This window comes from Paenibacillus sp. J22P169, assembly GCF_059691995.1.
On record NZ_JCAUAO010000001.1, the window covers coordinates 2,855,858 to 2,868,598 of the forward strand.

General features: G+C 45.1%; 14 protein-coding genes. 10 read left to right on the top strand and 4 right to left on the bottom strand.

Annotated features, from left to right (window positions below; all coding sequences use genetic code 11):
* Positions 1-46: 46 nt before the first annotated feature.
* The 3 genes from AC58QG_RS13060 to AC58QG_RS13070 all read right to left on the bottom strand — a co-directional run bounded on the left by AC58QG_RS13060 (position 47) and on the right by AC58QG_RS13070 (position 2,582).
* On the bottom strand, positions 47-367 hold the full coding sequence (locus AC58QG_RS13060) for a hypothetical protein (protein ID WP_497362451.1): 321 nt from the start codon (positions 365-367) through the stop codon (positions 47-49).
* Between the two features lie 79 nt (positions 368-446).
* The gene (locus AC58QG_RS13065; protein ID WP_497362452.1) at positions 447-1,346 is read right to left on the bottom strand and encodes an SDR family oxidoreductase; all 900 of its coding nucleotides are present in this window, start codon (positions 1,344-1,346) and stop codon (positions 447-449) included.
* Between the two features lie 105 nt (positions 1,347-1,451).
* A complete protein-coding gene (locus AC58QG_RS13070) occupies positions 1,452-2,582 on the bottom strand; it encodes a serine hydrolase domain-containing protein (RefSeq protein WP_497362453.1) in 1,131 nt (376 codons plus the stop codon).
* A 114-nt stretch (positions 2,583-2,696) separates the two neighbouring features.
* Between AC58QG_RS13070 and AC58QG_RS13075 the strand changes: the two genes are divergently transcribed.
* Positions 2,697-3,239 carry a PadR family transcriptional regulator gene (locus AC58QG_RS13075; protein WP_497362454.1) on the top strand — a complete coding sequence of 181 codons (543 nt, stop codon included), beginning with the start codon at positions 2,697-2,699 and terminating at the stop codon, positions 3,237-3,239.
* A 116-nt stretch (positions 3,240-3,355) separates the two neighbouring features.
* Entirely contained in the window at positions 3,356-3,514 is a 159-nt protein-coding gene (locus AC58QG_RS13080) for a hypothetical protein (protein WP_056616564.1), read from the top strand.
* 82 nt (positions 3,515-3,596) lie between these two features.
* Here AC58QG_RS13080 and AC58QG_RS13085 read toward each other — a convergent pair whose 3' ends face one another.
* Positions 3,597-4,202, bottom strand: a complete 606-nt coding sequence (locus tag AC58QG_RS13085; RefSeq protein ID WP_497362455.1) for an NAD(P)H-dependent oxidoreductase — start codon at positions 4,200-4,202, stop codon at positions 3,597-3,599.
* 105 nt (positions 4,203-4,307) lie between these two features.
* Here AC58QG_RS13085 and AC58QG_RS13090 point away from each other — a divergent pair, with 105 nt between their 5' ends.
* The 8 genes from AC58QG_RS13090 to AC58QG_RS13125 all read left to right on the top strand — a co-directional run bounded on the left by AC58QG_RS13090 (position 4,308) and on the right by AC58QG_RS13125 (position 12,726).
* On the top strand, positions 4,308-5,348 hold the full coding sequence (locus AC58QG_RS13090) for an AraC family transcriptional regulator (protein WP_497362456.1): 1,041 nt from the start codon (positions 4,308-4,310) through the stop codon (positions 5,346-5,348).
* 147 nt (positions 5,349-5,495) lie between these two features.
* Complete coding sequence (locus AC58QG_RS13095) at positions 5,496-6,092, top strand: TetR/AcrR family transcriptional regulator (RefSeq protein ID WP_497362457.1); 597 nt, start codon at positions 5,496-5,498, stop codon at positions 6,090-6,092.
* Positions 6,093-6,109: 17 nt separating this feature from the next.
* Positions 6,110-6,559 (top strand): DoxX family protein, encoded by a 450-nt coding sequence (locus AC58QG_RS13100; protein ID WP_497362458.1) that lies wholly within the window; start codon positions 6,110-6,112, stop codon positions 6,557-6,559.
* Positions 6,560-6,619: 60 nt separating this feature from the next.
* On the top strand, positions 6,620-7,075 hold the full coding sequence (locus tag AC58QG_RS13105) for a VOC family protein (RefSeq protein WP_497362459.1): 456 nt from the start codon (positions 6,620-6,622) through the stop codon (positions 7,073-7,075).
* 180 nt (positions 7,076-7,255) lie between these two features.
* On the top strand, positions 7,256-7,672 hold the full coding sequence (locus tag AC58QG_RS13110) for a VOC family protein (RefSeq protein WP_497362460.1): 417 nt from the start codon (positions 7,256-7,258) through the stop codon (positions 7,670-7,672).
* Between the two features lie 218 nt (positions 7,673-7,890).
* The gene (locus AC58QG_RS13115) at positions 7,891-9,681 is read left to right on the top strand and encodes a sensor histidine kinase (protein ID WP_497362461.1); all 1,791 of its coding nucleotides are present in this window, start codon (positions 7,891-7,893) and stop codon (positions 9,679-9,681) included.
* Positions 9,659-11,260 carry a response regulator gene (locus AC58QG_RS13120; protein ID WP_497362462.1) on the top strand — a complete coding sequence of 534 codons (1,602 nt, stop codon included), beginning with the start codon at positions 9,659-9,661 and terminating at the stop codon, positions 11,258-11,260. The genes AC58QG_RS13115 and AC58QG_RS13120 overlap by 23 nt, the downstream gene beginning before the upstream one ends.
* Positions 11,261-11,349: 89 nt before the next feature.
* On the top strand, positions 11,350-12,726 hold the full coding sequence (locus AC58QG_RS13125) for an ABC transporter substrate-binding protein (RefSeq protein ID WP_497362463.1): 1,377 nt from the start codon (positions 11,350-11,352) through the stop codon (positions 12,724-12,726).
* The last annotated feature ends 15 nt before the right edge of the window (positions 12,727-12,741 follow it).

Below are 12,741 nucleotides of genomic sequence, written 5' to 3' on the forward strand. Positions count from 1 at the left end.
CCAGTGTTACGGCTTCCCTCCTATTCTTGAACTGTAATGAAAGCTATTATAGCCGATCAAAGTTCAAATCTTTAAATTCAATCTTCCCGCAGAAAGCAAAATGTTTAATACTGCGCTTCTCTTCCTCAGGTAGCTTGGCGAGTTCGGGATTGCCTTGCAGGCTGCCAAGGCCAGACTGGTCCTGGTCAATCCACCGATTCATGATATCGCGGATAATCTCGTCTAGGCTCTGTTCTTGTCCAGATCGGTTCTTATGCATTACCGGTATCCACTTTTTACCAAACTTAACATGAGTTCGTTCGTCGATAATATCGATTTCCGCGGTCATTCCGGACAGCATATCACCTTTCTCGTAGAAGGACTCCATCGCATCCAAATAATCAACTCAGAAACCCCCATGTGATCATGAGGGTTTTAGTCAACGCTTCGTGTGGGTTTTCACATTCTTAGGTCTCCGTCATGATGCCTCCATTCACATGTAGAACTTGACCTGTCACGAAAGATGAGTCGTCTGAAGCTAAATAAATGTACGTAGGAGCCAGTTCGAACGGCTGACCAGCTCGTTTCATAGGCGTTTCTAAGCCAAAGGTTTTCACATATTCAGCTGAATAGCTGGAAACGATTAAAGGTGTCCATATGGGACCTGGTGCCACTGCGTTTACCCGAATTCCACGCTCTACTAGTTGAAGGGACAAAGAACGCGTAAAGGATACGACAGCTCCTTTCGTTGATGAATAATCAACCAATAGTGGCGCTCCCGCATAGGCAGTAACAGAGGCCGTACTGATGATAGAGCTTCCGGGGTGCAGATAAGGAAGTGCTGCTTTCGTCAAATAAAAGTGAGGGAAAATATTGGTTCGATACGTATCTTCCAGCTGTTCGTTCGTGATGTCCATGATGCTCTTCTGAGGGAATTGAACACCTTGATTTAATACTAATACGTTGATTTTGCCATAACACTCCAAGGCTTTTCGGACTATTTCAGTAGAGAAATCCGGATGGCGGAGATCGCCTTCGATCAACAAACAACGACCACCGTAATGCTCCACCATCTGCTTGGTCGCGACTGCGTCTTCCCGTTCGTACAAATAGACAATAGCTACATCTGCGCCCTCTTTGGCGAATCCAATCGCTACTGCACGGCCAATACCACTGTCTCCACCTGTAATGATGGCAACTTTGCCTGACATTTTCCCGCTTCCCTTGTATTCGGGGTTGTCGGATATGGGAATAGGGTTCATTACATATTCGAGCCCAGGCTGTCGGTCTTGATGCTGGGGTGGAAACGTAATGGGTACCTGCTTGCATTTCGTTTCTTGGCTGTAGTACGGATACATCGGAATCATTGGTGGACCTCCATTTTCGTATGTTGATCCATGATATTCACCTAGTCGATGAATGGTCCCCTTACCCTCTGCTCTCTCTCCAGCCCATGTTCTTAGTGAATATCGCTACGCCAAGATTCGCATTCTTTTCAACGTAACTACGACTTCAATCAAAGCCCTGTAGCTTCGAACAATCGACGTGCTTGAACCGAAGTTCATGACGATATGCGTTTCGGATTCAGGATGGCTGAACATATGCGTTCCCAGTATCCCGCTGTGCCCTTGGAGCCGTGGTAGTCCTCTGAGCAGAAAGAAAAATCCCTCGAAATGAAGCTCCATCATACCTAATCCATAATGAATACCACTTCGAAATTTGTGCGTGAAGGTAGTCATTGCCTGTAACGATGCTTCATTAATACATGTTCCATGATGGAGTGCTTTCTGAAAACGCAGGAGATCTTGGGGAGTCGTCACGATGCCCCCACCTGCCCAATCGCAGCTTAAGCTTGGAAAACGGCTGATTTCAACCTTGTTCAACCAAATGTCCTGAATCGGTTCGGTTGGGGTATGTTTCGGCTGCGAATAAAGCATCAAGTACGAATCGTGCATTTGTAGGGGCGTGAATAGCTCAAGATGCAAGTTCTCGCTAAAGGATAGGCCTGTGACACGCTCAATAATCCGCCCAAGCAGGATATACCCTGTATCCGAGTAATGATAACGCGATTCAGGCGGTCCCAGGTTGAATTGATTGTTCCTCGTAAAATCTATCAACGTATCCGGCGTCCACATTTCATTGGGATTGGCAATGATTCGTTGCATGAACGTGGGCTTGCGGACGACAGGGTCTTCAAAGTAATCAGCCAAACCAGAAGTGTGACCCAAGAGCTGTTTGATGGTCACTTCACTGGCATAGTCAACATCTCGATACACGAAGAGATTTTCCAACTCCAACAGTGTTAAATAGTTGCAAATCGGATCTTCTAGCGAGAGACTACCACGCTCAACGAGCATCATGATTAATACAGCAGTAAAAACTTTCCCAATACTTGCCGTATGAAAGGGCTGATTGGGTAAGATAGAGGCGCCCTTATAGGCTGTTATTCTCCCTGCGGCATAGCGATATGTAAATCTACTACTTTCAATCCATACTTGTAATCCTGTTTGATAGCGGCTGCTCTTAAGTGATTTCGTGAAGTACGCATCGAGATGCTTGGAAGCTCTTTCCTTGCTCCATGACTTTCGAACAATCATCGCCATATGGATCCTCCCTGACTCATTGTGTTCACGAACATCCAATGCTACTATTAGTAATATATCTCATCGTAGTGTAAGGACAAGTAGTACGTCAACACCAATAAGGAGAGTCGCAACATGGAATTTGTCATTCTCGGTTTATTAATTTTGAAGAATCAAACGGTTTATGAGCTCAACAAAGCATTTCAACAAGGAATTGCCTTGTTCTATAGCGCCAGCTACGGAAGCCTGCAAACGGCATTAAAGAAATTGCTTCTACAAGGTGATATTAGCTATGAGGAGCATGTGGATCGGGGACGGAATAAAAAAGTTTATGTGATTTCCGATAAAGGAAAAGAGACTTTCTACACTTGGATGGGCTCAGAAATACCAACAAGCAGATTAGAATCCACTGCCCTAGCTAAAGTATTCTTCTTGGGGCTAGTTGAGTCCATTGAAGATAAACGAGCCATACTAGACCAAATCATTGCGCAAATTGAAAAGGTTGAGAATGAACTCCTCCACATGGATGAGGGGCTTCAGAACGTGCAAATTCCAGCCCCTTATGCAGAAATCCTTACTTATCAAATCAAGACGCTTGATTATGGTATTCGTTCACATTCTTTTGCTAAACAGTGGTTTAAAGCCCTGCTAGCCGAGCTCCCACCCCATACACCCTAATTCGTAGTCAACGACAAATCCGCATTTCCAATTTAACGTCAGCTGCATATGAAAATAAGTTTGAAGCAAACTAAGCGTTGTCTTGCCTAACCAAACAAACTGGAGGAGTGATGTTCATGCGCGAGGGATTGATTCCTGCTGTTCTTGGAACTGTCGTTTCTGCATCTGGTGCTACCATGCTAAAAAGCAAGTATAAGCTTCTTGGTGTCGGCGTGCTCGGCTTTGGAGTTGCTCATGTGATTCTTGGAGCAATTGATTTAGTGGAACATCGTTAGGTTGGTGAGATTAACGAGGGAGGTTCTTTAGGACCTCTCTCTTTTTGTGTTTGTTACGCTATTCCTCATCGTTTCCAAACCTCTAGGCCAACTTTGCGCCAAGCTGCTTCACTTTCTCCAACCATTGGGCTCGCTTCTCAACAGAAGATGGCTTGACCGGTCCGATCTCGGTAATGCGCACGGGGTTAATTCCGCAGAATTGCAAAATGTTATGCTTCATTACGCGGTATCCCGCATGCCTGTTAATCCATCGACTGTACCAGGCAGGGGTATCGGTTGTTACAATGAGATGTGCAGATTTACCTATTAGCAGCTTATCCCACAGCGCAGATTTATCCCGATATTTGAAGGCGAAACCAGGTAAAAAGATACGATCAATAAATCCCTTCATCATCGCCGGCATAGCCCCCCACCAAGTGGGATAAACAAAGACGAGATGATCTGCCCAGCGGATTAACTCCTGCGCATGAAGCAAATCTTCCTCAAGCTCGGTGCGCTTGCGATAACCAAACTGCAGATTCGGATCAAACGTTAATGCGTGAAGATCAATCCGTTGAATGTCCAAGTTGCTGTTTGAGTTGCTGTTTGAGTTGCTGTCTGAGACCCCTGTAATATAAGCATTGGTTAAAGCTGCACAGTAGCTGTGTGGATCAGGGTGCCCGTTAATAACGAGAATATGTGATTTCAAGATGATTTCCTCCTTGTTTGCGTCTATAATCAGCATAGAATGATAACGACGAGAAATGAATGATCAAGTACGCAAAGCAATTGCTTATTTGCGCAAGGAGGGATTATGAACGTGATCAATCAAGGTGTGGCCATCTCGATGGTGTACCCCATTATGAAAACCATTGTGCATAAAGGCTATGACACCGAACAATTTTGTAAATATGCGTCATTCGATGCTAATCTCCTGCTGGATGTGGAGAAGCGGATCTCAGGTGAGGAATTACAGCGATTAACGTATGCGGCTGCCAGCTTCACAGAGGATGAGCATTTCGGTTTGCATCAAGGACAAATCATGGAATTCGTCGATATGGGCATCCTCGGTTATGTCATGATGCACTCCCGATCGGTCATCGATGCGCTAACCGCTTATCAGCGATATAATGTCATTCTTTGTAGTGGATTTAATTTGGGCTGGGACATTCAAGGCGACAATGTACGCATTACCATGTTTCTAGAATCCCTTGAACAAGATAAGCAGTCCCGTCATTGTATGGAAGATATGGCAAGCTCCTTATACCGATTGATCTGCAGACTGACTAATCGGCCTATCCCTTTGCACGAGGTAGCGTTTGCGCATGCAGCAACTGCTGATTTAACCCCTTACCAGACTGTATTCGGGGGGATCCCCCGTTTTGCAGCCTCTAGCAATTACTTACAATTCAGCAAGCATATCCTGGATTGCCCTGTTCTCTATTCCGACGCTAAGCTGTTGAGCATATTTGAGGGCGTTGCGCAAGCAACTAGACAAGAACTCACGTACACAAGCCGGTTTACAGACCAAGTCATGCAGTGGATTCGCACTTGCATGCCCTCCTATTTTCCTACCTTGCAGCAGACCGCGGACTACTTCCATATAAGCTCACGAACACTGCAACATAAATTGAAACTAGAGAATGCCTCCTACAATGATCTATCCGCCCAGGTACGCAAAGAATTAGCCATGGGTTATCTTCGAAAATGGGAGTTCTCCGTTGGGGAAATTGCTTACGCGCTGCATTTTTCGGAGCCTAGTGCATTCCAAAACGCTTTTAAGAAATGGACGGGTGTAACGCCTGGGCAATATCGAGCTAATATCCAAAGCGGTCAAGTTGGCATGAATGGATGAATGACAATGCTGAACGGCATGTTTAGCGAAATGACGATTCTACGAGTATGACGCTTGTAGCGTTGTTCATTTTCCCTATTTACAAACCGACGGTCTGTTTATATAATTACATAAAGGATAATTTCCCATTTACGGAGGAATAGCCACATGAAGAATGAGGAACGCAGAGAAATTACCACACGCAAACTACTTGAGGCAACGAAGATACTGCTGCAGGAAAAAGGCTGCCACGCCATCACCATGAAGGATATCATGGACCAATCGTCCCTCTCGAAAGGAGCCATCTTTCATTATGTGAAAAGCAAAGACGAAATTTATGCTTGGGTGCTGCATGAACGGCTCGAAGAGACCAATGCGAGATTCATACATGAGACGGAACAAGCAGCCAAAACCTTTGATGGACCGATGCGAAGCATCAGCAATAATCTTGCTGCCCTAGAAGATCCCAACGAGATCACAAACAAAGTACTCAAGTACTTGCTTGGCAAGGAAGATGATCCCACTGTTGCGGAAGTGCTTCAACATTTCTATGAGCGGTCTGTGTCATTTGCTAAGAAGTGGATCACTCTTGGCCAGCTACATGGTGTAATTATTGAAACCGTTGATCCGGACCAGACAGCTGAAATGTTCGTTCTTCTATCTCTAGGGTTACGGGTCCGCTCATCTTTTGCCTCGACAACCGCGCAGATCTCAACTGAGGTATCCACATTTATGTCCACGATTTTGAAAGCACAATCTTCATAAAATCAAGGAGGTATAGCATGGCACCTTTTATTGCACTTGTTTCATCATTTTTACTGTTACGTAGTGTTGGTTTCCTCGGATGGACCTATTTCAATGATTGGCACTCCGCGTTGCAAGGCGCTGTCGCTGTCATGTTTCTGCTCACAGCCTCAGCTCACTGGGGCACGAAACGCCAGGATTTAATCCGAATGGTCCCCCCTGCTTTGCCAAGACCTAACCGGATCGTATCGATAACAGGATACTTAGAAATTATGGGTGCGATCGGAATTGTGATTCCTGCAACTTCACTAATTGCTTCCATTGGTTTATCGCTCATGCTTATCGCTATGTTCCCCGCTAACATCTATGCCGCTGCTCAGCAGTTGACGATTGGCGGCAGGCCAGTTCCGCGCTTGGGGGTTCGGATTGTACTACAAGTTGTGTTTATGATTGCCGTTGTGCTCGCGGCACCTGTGTTTGAAGGATGAAGGTAAAGGATTCATCGACATTTGTGATACAATGGTTAAAAAAATGAAGGAGCTGCTGACATGCAAAAAATCTCGCCATTTTTATGGTTTGACGGCAATGCCGAAGAAGCAATGAACTTCTACACGTCGATATTCAGCGATTCCCAAATTGAAAGTATTAATCGTTCTGGTCCTGGCGACAGAGTCATCTCAGGTACGTTTTTGCTCAATGGGCAGCGGTTTATGGTTTTAAATGGCGGTCCTCATTTCAAATTCACGCCTGCCCTCTCCTTATTCGTGAACTGCGAGTCACAGGGTGAGGTAGACACCCTCTGGGAGAAGCTGTCTGAAGGCGGAGAACCGCAGCGCTGTGGTTGGGTACAAGATAAATTTGGTGTGTCGTGGCAGATCATTCCAACCACATTGGGGGAATTGCTTTACGACAAGGATCCCGTGAAAGCGGCACGCGTGATGAACGCAATGCTAGGCATGCAAAAGATTGATATTGCGGCACTCAAGCAAGCTTACGAAGGATAATCATTCAGAAATAAAAGCCGAACGACACCTGCTGTCGTTCGGCTTTTCGCATGCTATGGGCCTTACCTCATCATACTTCGCGTACTTACTCGCGCTGAGCTTCTCGGCGCACATTTGACGCACTAATTTGCTATCCATTATGATAGTAGCGTACAAATAACTTATTGAGGTGATCCTATCGTGGCGGCGGTTCAATCGGATAAAATTTTTGTGAATTTACCAGTTAAAGATTTGGACAAGTCTGTCGCTTTCTTCACCTCTATGGGGTTCACGTTCAACCCCCAATTTACAAATGAAAATGGAACTTGTATGGTGATCAGTGAGCACATTTACGTCATGCTATTGGTCGAGAAATTCTTCCAAACTTTTACCAAAAAAGAAGTAACCGATGCAACAAAAACGACAGAAGTAATCGTTGCTTTAAGCTTCAATAGCCGAGAAGAAGTGAACGAACTCATCGAAAAGGCCGTAGCTGCTGGAGGTACGCTTTATAGTGACCCTAATGATCACGGTTTCATGTATCAACACAGCTTTCAAGATCTTGACGGACACCAATGGGAATTGTTCTGGATGGATCCGAATGCAGCGAATCAATGATTACTATAGAGGCGGTGAGGGAGAATCTCGCCCCTCTTTTTTTATACCCTTCTCCCCCCATCCATTCACCTAACGAATACCATGCATATTCTTTGTTTTATACGGCATATTCTTTGAAATACTTCACATGTCGCCACTCTCTCTAGCAGGAAAAGATGCATCGTTGTATGATAGAAGAGATTCCTAATCCTAGTAGATAAGGGCATGGTGTGACCTCCATGAAGCTACTGCGTAGTCCAATAAAGACATTACGTGGAAAAATTCTAATTTCTTTATTTTTCTTGATTATTCTCCCCGTCGTTATCATTCTCTACCGATTCTATAAATCTTCTGAAGATATCGTGCAAATTCAGCTCAACCAATCCAATCAAGCGGCCGTAACTCAAAAAGCAACTGCTATGAACGATATGGCCGTACGTATGATCACTGCTTCAAGTCTAATTATCAACGACCCAGAAACAGAAAAATTTTTGAAAGAACCTGCAGATTGGTCTAATAACTACCTCTCCTTCATTAAGCTCACGAGCCTGCAAAAAAAAATGTCCAACGTTAAGGATCTTCTGCTCGACAGCACTACTCAGCTTGGCCTATTTGACAATAGAGGATATACCCATACGACATGGTCAGCCGTCACACCAACGAATGTCCAATCCTTCTATAAGGAAAGCTGGTACGAGCCCACTCTCAAGCGAAATGGCTTTCCCTACTGGACGGTTCCCTACTCACTTCCTTCACCCAACAATAGTCAAGATCTGATTGTTATGACGAGACAAATTAATGGTGAATACACGAGTAATTATGGTGTTTTTTTCATCAGCGTGCCGATCTCAGTCTTCTTCTATCCGAATACCGAGCTTCGCAAGCAGCAAGCTTCAGGCATCACCACTGTTCTCGTCGATCAAGACCAAAAGCTGTTAATCGGCGATCGTGAGGCTGCAGATTTATTAGCTAGTCATGCCCTTCAGAACGTGCGTACCAACGTAAATGGCATTCAAGAAGTGAAGGTCAATGACCATGTCTATTTTATGAATGACGCTCACGTTCCACAACTCGGATGGCGGCTAATTCAATTCATGAATCAGAAGGATTTCGCTACACAGCTTAGTCGAGAGAAAGACAAATCGATCACCTGGGTTGTCGCTTGGTTTCTCCTATTTGCTATAGCTTTCATCGTTCTCATGCTTCGTGTGACGAGTCCGTTCAAGCAATTGGCGAAGTCGATGACAAAGGTGGGTAAAGGGGAATTCAATACGCTGGTTACGATAAAAGGGGAAGACGAGATTGCCATGCTTGGCAATTACTTCAATCGCATGGTGCTGCATCTGCAAGATCTCATCTCCGATTTATACGATGAACAGCGGCGCAAGCAGAAAGCGCAGTTCCAAGCGCTGCAAGCTCAAATTAATCCGCATTTTTTGCTCAATACACTCAACTCAATCAAATGGATGGCGCTGCTCTCTGGGGCTGATCATATCAGTGAAATGATTACCAAGCTTGGTAAGCTGCTTAATTTCACCATGCGAAATGAACAAGAATTCGTCACGTTACAAGAAGAATTGGACTATCTGCAAGTGTACTTATCTCTCCAGGAAATACGCTATCATGATCAGATCACGTTTACTTATCGCATTCCTGAAGCTCTGCTCGACTGCGAAGTGTTAAAATTCACACTGCAGCCTGCCGTTGAGAACAGCATCATTCATGGCAATCGGTTCCCGCTTCTCATCGATCTTCAAGCGGAAGAAATGGGTGGGAATCTACACATTGTGATGCAAGATAACGGCGTTGGGATGAGTATGGAAATGATTGAGCAGGTCGAATCTTCCCTGAATCAGCCTCACGCAAAGTTCAGTGGCATCGGTATACGCAATGTCAACGAACGAATCAAGCTCCACTTTGGCATGCAGTATGGCATGCAGATCTCAAGCGTGGAGGGAGAAGGCGTCCGACTACTACTAGTGCTGCCTTTGAAAAGGAGGAATACAGATGCTGAGAATACTGATCGTTGATGATGAAATCCTTGTACGCATTGGCTTAAAAACGATCATTCCAAGAGATAACGAGGAGTTCCTCGTCATAGGTGAAGCTGCCAATGGATTGGAAGCGCTGAAACTGTTAGAGGCGCAGGCTTGTGACGTCGTGCTCACGGATATCCGTATGCCAGAGATGGATGGACTTGAATTGCTGAAACAGATTCGTGAACGTTGGCCAGCGATCAAATGTCTCATTTTATCCAATCATCACGACTTCAACTATGTGCAGCAAGCCCTAAGGCTAGGTGCAATCGAATACGTAACGAAATTAGAAATCAATCCCTCCGAGCTGATGGAGAAGCTGCGTGCCATCCGGGATCAACTGCTTATCGAAAAGCAAGGCCAGAACGCGAGAACCCAGCTTGAGCAGAAGGTGAATCAATATAGCAATGAGGTGAAAGAAAAACGGTTGCGCGAGCTCCTCCTCGCTCACGTTTCCCGTGGGGAAATCGAACAGGTCTGGCGAGAATTCCAGCTTGAGTTATTCGCAGCCCCCCTATCCGCAGCAGTGATCCAAATCGAAGCCTATGAGGAATTAACGCAGAATAACAGATTCCAAAGCGATCGTCTATTGACCTATACTGTTAAAAATGTCCTCAATGAAATTCTGAAGAAGTATGGGAATGGAGAATTAGTTGAAATTACAGCTGGCAAGTTTTGTGTGATTTCAAGCCAAATCAACCCAAATATGTTGTTAGAAATGCAGAGCGCTGTACAAGCTTTCCTGAAAATATCACTGGCCATCGGTGTGTCTCCCTCCTACGAGGACAAATTTGCGCTGCATCATGCCTACGAAAAAGCAGATCATGCCTTAAGTTACCGATTCTACTACGGGGGCTCCTGCATCATTTACTATGATCACTTAGATGTATCGCTTCCCACGCTATCTGAGCCATGGCAGGAAGAAGAATGGATGAAACATATTGAAGAAGGTGACGAAATCAGCTTGCGTGAGAAAATCACCGCTTGGACGGAGGACCTTTGCCGCAATAAGAATATCCCTCCCGCCCTATTGCGAGAGCAATGGCTTCGTCTGCTTCATATTTTTGCACGCTGCTTGAAGGCTGATGGCGGCGACATATACTCCGTCACGCTGCACGAACAGCAGTATCCGTACCATGTCATTCGTAATGCCGAAACCTTGCAAGCATTATCCAACTGGTTCATAGGATGGCTCCCCGTCTTCTTGGCATACAAGCGCGAACATGGGAAAGAAAAGCTTCGTCCTGAGATCCAAATGGTGATCAAACAGATTATGGAGAAGTATAATTTACCTCTCAAAGTAGCTGATTTAGCCAGCACGGTTGGCTATACCGAGAATTATTTGAGTATCTTGTTCAAGAAAGAAACCGGTAAAACCATCACTGACTATATGACGAATGTTCGGATGAAAAATGCCCGCGAGCTGCTCAAGAATCCTGATTATAAAATATTTGAAATTTCCGAGCTCATCGGGTATGCCGACCCGAATCATTTCAGCCGCAGCTTCAAGCAAATGGAAGGGATGTACCCTACCGAATTTCGAAAGCTCGTATTCGGTCATCGAACATCATAGAATAATGCTTACTTCGTAAAGAATACTCCGTGTCTTTTTGGGATCATTTGCATTACGATTTAACTACCAAAAGAAAAGGGGATGAACAAATGAAAAAAGTACTAGGCATGGGAGCATCAATCGCACTTGCTGTAAGCGTTCTCGTAACAGGCTGCTCCAAAGCACCTGAAGCTTCACCTTCTGCAGCTGCATCTGTTGCGCCTGCTGCAACTACAGCAGCGGCTACACCTACACCCACACCTGAACAGAAACCAGTTACACTTAAATTCTGGGGTGGTGTACCACCAGAAAGCGGACCGCAAGATGCGGTTGATGCATGGAATAAAGCTAATCCTAACATTAAGGTTGAATATACGCGCTATGTGAATGATGATCCTGGTAACCTCAAGCTGGAAACAGCCCTGCTCTCCAATACGGATGCGCCTGATCTTTATATGAACTACGGCGATGCTTATATGACGAAACGACAAGCTGCGGGTATGGCTGAGCCACTAGACGACCTGATCGCCAAAGCTGGCTTTGACGTTGAGGGTATTATCGGAGCCGCTAATATCAAGAAATTCGCAGACGGCAAATATTATTATCTACCTGCTAATAAGAACTTGGGTGCCGTGCTATTCAATATGAAAGCTTTAGATGCAGCCGGCGAGAAACTCCCAACCGCCTGGACATGGGATGATTTCAGTGTAATGGCCACCAAACTTAACAAAGGGGCAATGAAGGGTACAATGCTAGATCCAGCTTTGGGTTGGTTTGGTGATACGGTTCTACAAACAGCCAAACCTCAAGACTGGGTAATCGCTGCAGATGGCACTTCCAATTTCAACAGCCCAGCCATGAAGAAAGGGTTGGAAATGCAGAAGAGCCTGGAAGACAAGGGCATTATGATGAAATATTCCGAGGCTGTTGCTGGGAAAATTACCGTGCAGAATGAGCTTCTGACGGGTAAAGCTGCCATGATGGCTTCCCAAATTTACATCATCCGCTATATTAAGGATATTAAGAGCTTCCCGCATGATTTCAAAGTTGCTTTCGCTCCTTATCCGCAATTCACTGCTGGCAGCAACATCAATCCAGGCGGCGGTATGGGCGACTACATGTCTATTAATAAAAACAGTAAAAACAAAGAAGCGGCTTTCAAATTTATCTCATGGTATTTACAAGAAGGTAATATGGCCATGGTGCCAGGCGGACGTATCCCAACTAGCAAAAAGGCAGATCCTGCTAAAATCGCCTCTATCCTGATTGGTGATGCGAAAGATCTTATTGACGAAGCCTCCTTGAAAGCACTACTAGCTGGCAATTACACATTCCCAACTTCCTACAACGTACCTGTACCAACAGAATTACGTGCCATTTTTAAAGATGAGATGGAAAAATACCTGCTTGGTGCTCAACCGATCGACAAAGCTATAGAAACCATGAAAACGCGCGCCGATACGACGATCAAAGGTGCCAAAAAATAAGTCATATTCATTCAT

Excerpts from the sequence above, each read along its gene's own strand:
- AC58QG_RS13060 (WP_497362451.1), bottom strand. The coding sequence starts at position 367 with ATGGAGTCCTTCTACGAGAAAGGTGATATGCTGTCCGGAATGACCGCG.
- AC58QG_RS13105 (WP_497362459.1), top strand. The coding sequence starts at position 6,620 with ATGCAAAAAATCTCGCCATTTTTATGGTTTGACGGCAATGCCGAAGAA.
- AC58QG_RS13075 (WP_497362454.1), top strand. The coding sequence starts at position 2,697 with ATGGAATTTGTCATTCTCGGTTTATTAATTTTGAAGAATCAAACGGTT.
- AC58QG_RS13080 (WP_056616564.1), top strand. The coding sequence starts at position 3,356 with ATGCGCGAGGGATTGATTCCTGCTGTTCTTGGAACTGTCGTTTCTGCA.
- AC58QG_RS13120 (WP_497362462.1), top strand. The coding sequence starts at position 9,659 with ATGCTGAGAATACTGATCGTTGATGATGAAATCCTTGTACGCATTGGC.
- AC58QG_RS13065 (WP_497362452.1), bottom strand. The coding sequence starts at position 1,346 with ATGATTCCGATGTATCCGTACTACAGCCAAGAAACGAAATGCAAGCAG.
- AC58QG_RS13090 (WP_497362456.1), top strand. The coding sequence starts at position 4,308 with ATGAACGTGATCAATCAAGGTGTGGCCATCTCGATGGTGTACCCCATT.
- AC58QG_RS13125 (WP_497362463.1), top strand. The coding sequence starts at position 11,350 with ATGAAAAAAGTACTAGGCATGGGAGCATCAATCGCACTTGCTGTAAGC.
- AC58QG_RS13095 (WP_497362457.1), top strand. The coding sequence starts at position 5,496 with ATGAAGAATGAGGAACGCAGAGAAATTACCACACGCAAACTACTTGAG.
- AC58QG_RS13070 (WP_497362453.1), bottom strand. The coding sequence starts at position 2,582 with ATGGCGATGATTGTTCGAAAGTCATGGAGCAAGGAAAGAGCTTCCAAG.
- AC58QG_RS13100 (WP_497362458.1), top strand. The coding sequence starts at position 6,110 with ATGGCACCTTTTATTGCACTTGTTTCATCATTTTTACTGTTACGTAGT.
- AC58QG_RS13115 (WP_497362461.1), top strand. The coding sequence starts at position 7,891 with ATGAAGCTACTGCGTAGTCCAATAAAGACATTACGTGGAAAAATTCTA.